Raw genomic sequence first — 3,635 nt, 5'->3', positions numbered from 1 at the left:
GCGTTCGACAGATTGGGCAAGTCCATTCCCGATCCTTAAGGGTTAATTTCTTATAGCTATTTTGTCCCATAATACTGCCACAAGCATGACAGCGTTGAGTAGTATATTTAGGATCAATTGTTAGAAATTCTTTGCCATATAGATCTGCCTTATAAGCCAGCATGTTCAGGAAACTACGCCAACCAGCATCAGAAATGGCTTGAGATAAGGCATGATTCTTTAACAGATTTCCCTGACTCAATTTCATATAAATTAAGTTTTATGCAAATACTTCTTCGATGTTTAAGTTAACTACGAATGCATTTGGAAATTCAGTCTTAGCTAAAACTTTCTTTGCATAGTCATCATCTTCGTGAACTTCTGCAGTAGCAAGTACCCTAACTGCAGTGTGTGATGGAACATCAGCTGCAACAAGAGCAACCTTTGAACCGCGCTTAATGTTTTCGTAAGCTTCACCCTTGGTCTTTTCAAGGTATTGTAAGTGGCTTGGGTCTAAGACAGTCATTGAGCCCTTAGGACCAACTTGTGGGTTACCATCAGCATCAACAGTTGATAAGTAAACTAAGTTATTCTTGAAAAGGTTTGCTTGTTCTTCAGTAAGTTTGTTAGTGTTTAATTTTTTCATAGACAATACATCCTTTCAATTTATCGATATACTAAGTATACATCAATTTGATGAGACCGTAAAATAGTTTGTGTAAGGAGTAAGTTTCAGACTTTAAAATACCTACGATTTCAGTTACAATTAAATTCATAAAAGACCAGTTTCTAATATGTTTTTTTGCGTAACATCAGACTACTGGTCTTTTTGTTTTGGAGTCAAGTCCTAAATTAGATTTGGCTCCTTTTTAATTTGTAACTAAGCGTCACCGCAAACTATTTTACACTTAGTTGATTAAAAAAGAGCCAGGTTTCCCTGACTCAATTTCATATAAATTAAGTTTTATGCAAATACTTCTTCGATGTTTAAGTTAACTACGAATGCATTTGGAAATTCAGTCTTAGCTAAAACTTTCTTTGCATAGTCATCATCTTCGTGAACTTCTGCAGTAGCAAGTACCCTAACTGCAGTGTGTGATGGAACATCAGCTGCAACAAGAGCAACCTTTGAACCGCGCTTAATGTTTTCGTAAGCTTCACCCTTGGTCTTTTCAAGGTATTGTAAGTGGCTTGGGTCTAAGACAGTCATTGAGCCCTTAGGACCAACTTGTGGGTTACCATCAGCATCAACAGTTGATAAGTAAACTAAGTTATTCTTAAAAAGGTTTGCTTGTTCTTCAGTAAGTTTGTTAGTATTTAATTTCTTCATAGACAATATATCCTTTCTGTTTTATCAATACACTATAAGTATACATCGATTTAATAGCAGGTGTTAGGGATTTGCTTACATCCTGATTTTTATTTAACAAAATGCTTTTATTACTATAAATAAGCAAAATTAAATTTTCATTTTATTTTAAAAAATGCTATGATTTAACCAACTAAAAAACAAAGGAGAAACATATGAATTTAGCAAAAATCCGCGGCGGTGCTGGTGATATCACCAAGCCCGATCTTAATGCCCGCATTCAAGATAACTTATACTTAGCCGTTAACTCTGACTGGATTTCTAAAGCCAAGATCCCTACCGATCGTCCATTAATCAGTAGTTTCAGTGAAATTGATTTAAAAATCGAAAAAGAATTGATGAACGACTTAGCTGATTTTGCTTCTGGTAAAAAAGCTTTGCCTGATATTCCTAACTTTGACAAGGCAATCGAAGTTTATAAATTGGCTAAGGATTTCGCGAAAAGAGACACCGATGGCTTTCAACCTGCTCAAGCTGATCTTGAAACTTTAACCAACCTAAAAGATGTCGATGACGTCAAGCAAAATCTAGCAAAATTATTCTTGCGCTTTAGCTTTCCATTTTTATTCGAAGTTGAACCTGATCGTAAGAATACTAAGATCAATTCCCTCTCCTTCGATCGCAACTCATTGATCTTGCCTGACACTACTAGTTATCAATCTCCTTCTGCTAAGCAACTACTCGATGTTTGGCAAAAGCAAACTGAAAACTTATTAAAGATGGCTGGTGTTGAAGAAGCTGCTGCTAAGAAATACGCTACTGATGCGATTGCACTCGATGCTAAAATCGTTAAAGTAGCCAAGTCAGCCGAAGAACGTGCCGATGATGTAGCTCTTTATAACCCAATCAAGACTAACGAATTTGAAGAAAAGACCAGTTCTTTAAACTTAGGTCAATTACTTGATCAGCTTTTTGAAAAGAAGCCAGATTACGTTGTTGTACGTGAACCAAAATTCTTAGACCACTTCAACGAATTATTTGATCAAGAAAGCTTCGATGAACTTAAAGGCTGGTTAATCTCTACTTTCATTAACAAAGCTGCAGCATTTTTATCAGAAGATTTCCGTCAAGCTGTCTTCCCATTCAAGCAAGCTACCTATGGACAAAAGGAACTACCTAGTCAAGAAAAGGAAGCTTACTATAAAGCAAATGATTTATTTGACGATGTAATCGGCGTGTATTATGGTCGCACTTACTTTGGTGAAGATGCCAAGGCTGACGTAGAAGATATGATTCACCGCATGATTGATGTCTACGAGCAGCGTATCAGCAATAATGACTGGCTCTCACCTACTACTAAGGAAAAGGCAATTACCAAGTTGCGCGCCTTGGTTTTAAAGATTGGCTATCCTGATAAAATCGACCATGTTTACGATTTGTTCCAGATTACCCCGGCAGGTGAAGGCGGCAGTCTTTACAGTAATCAAGCAGATATTCGTGAAGTCGGTTTGAAGCATAATTTCGAGAAACTGTACAAGCCAGTTGATCGCAGCGAATGGTACATGCCAGGCAACTTGATCAATGCTTGCTATGATCCACAAAGAAATGATATTACCTTCCCTGCTGCTATTTTGGAAGCACCTTTCTACGATATCCATGCTTCTCGTGCCACTAACTACGGCGGTATTGGCGTGGTAATCGCGCATGAAATCTCCCACGCATTCGACAACAATGGTGCTAAGTACGATGAGTTCGGCAACATGAAGAATTGGTGGACTAAGGAAGATTTTGCGGAATTTGAAAAGCGTACTCAAGCTGAAATCGATTTGTTCAATGGTATCAAGTATGGGCCTGTAACTCTTAACGGTAAGCAAATTGTTAGTGAAAATATTGCCGATCAAGGTGGTTTAACTGCTGGTATTGAAGCTAATAAGAATGAACATGGCGACATGAAAGAACTATTCGAAAACTATGCTCGCATTTGGGCAAGCAAAGAATCTCCTGAAATCATTAAGACAATTGCCGCCTTCGATGTTCACGCTCCAGGTCCTGAAAGAGTTAACGTTCAAGTACAATGCCAACCAGAATTCTATAAGGCCTTCAATGTCCAAGAAGACGATGGTATGTGGCTTGATCCTGCTAAACGCGTAGTCATTTGGTAAAAATCTTATTTTAAATAATAAAACTCAAATCCTATTAAATCTTGGTGTTAATAAGCCTGGATTTAATAGGATTTTTTGCTTCATTAAGCATCGCTATTTCTTAGGTACATACAGTTTGCTTGATTTTTATTGCTAACTTCCCAGAGCAATCAAACTCAAGTCCTCTGAGAAAGTGCCCTAAACCC

General features: G+C 37.5%; 3 protein-coding genes and 1 pseudogene. 1 reads left to right on the top strand and 3 read right to left on the bottom strand.

The window, feature by feature from the left end; all coding sequences use genetic code 11:
* The 3 genes and pseudogenes from CP368_RS09370 to CP368_RS09360 all read right to left on the bottom strand — a co-directional run.
* A pseudogene (locus tag CP368_RS09370) lies at positions 1–244 on the bottom strand (zinc ribbon domain-containing protein); the annotation flags it as partial.
* 15 nt (positions 245–259) lie between these two features.
* The gene (locus CP368_RS09365) at positions 260–625 is read right to left on the bottom strand and encodes a pyridoxamine 5'-phosphate oxidase family protein (RefSeq protein ID WP_025006431.1); all 366 of its coding nucleotides are present in this window, start codon (positions 623–625) and stop codon (positions 260–262) included.
* A gap of 318 nt (positions 626–943) precedes the next feature.
* Entirely contained in the window at positions 944–1,309 is a 366-nt protein-coding gene (locus tag CP368_RS09360; RefSeq protein ID WP_025006431.1) for a pyridoxamine 5'-phosphate oxidase family protein, read from the bottom strand.
* A gap of 194 nt (positions 1,310–1,503) precedes the next feature.
* Here CP368_RS09360 and CP368_RS09355 point away from each other — a divergent pair, with 194 nt between their 5' ends.
* Positions 1,504–3,450 carry a M13 family metallopeptidase gene (locus CP368_RS09355; RefSeq protein ID WP_098044216.1) on the top strand — a complete coding sequence of 649 codons (1,947 nt, stop codon included), beginning with the start codon at positions 1,504–1,506 and terminating at the stop codon, positions 3,448–3,450.
* Positions 3,451–3,635 lie beyond the last annotated feature (185 nt).

It is taken from the genome of Lactobacillus sp. UMNPBX17 (assembly GCF_002553735.1).
Lineage (GTDB): Bacteria > Bacillota > Bacilli > Lactobacillales > Lactobacillaceae > Lactobacillus > Lactobacillus gallinarum.
Note: the sequence above shows the minus strand (reverse complement) of the source record. Positions and strands in the feature narration are given on the sequence as shown.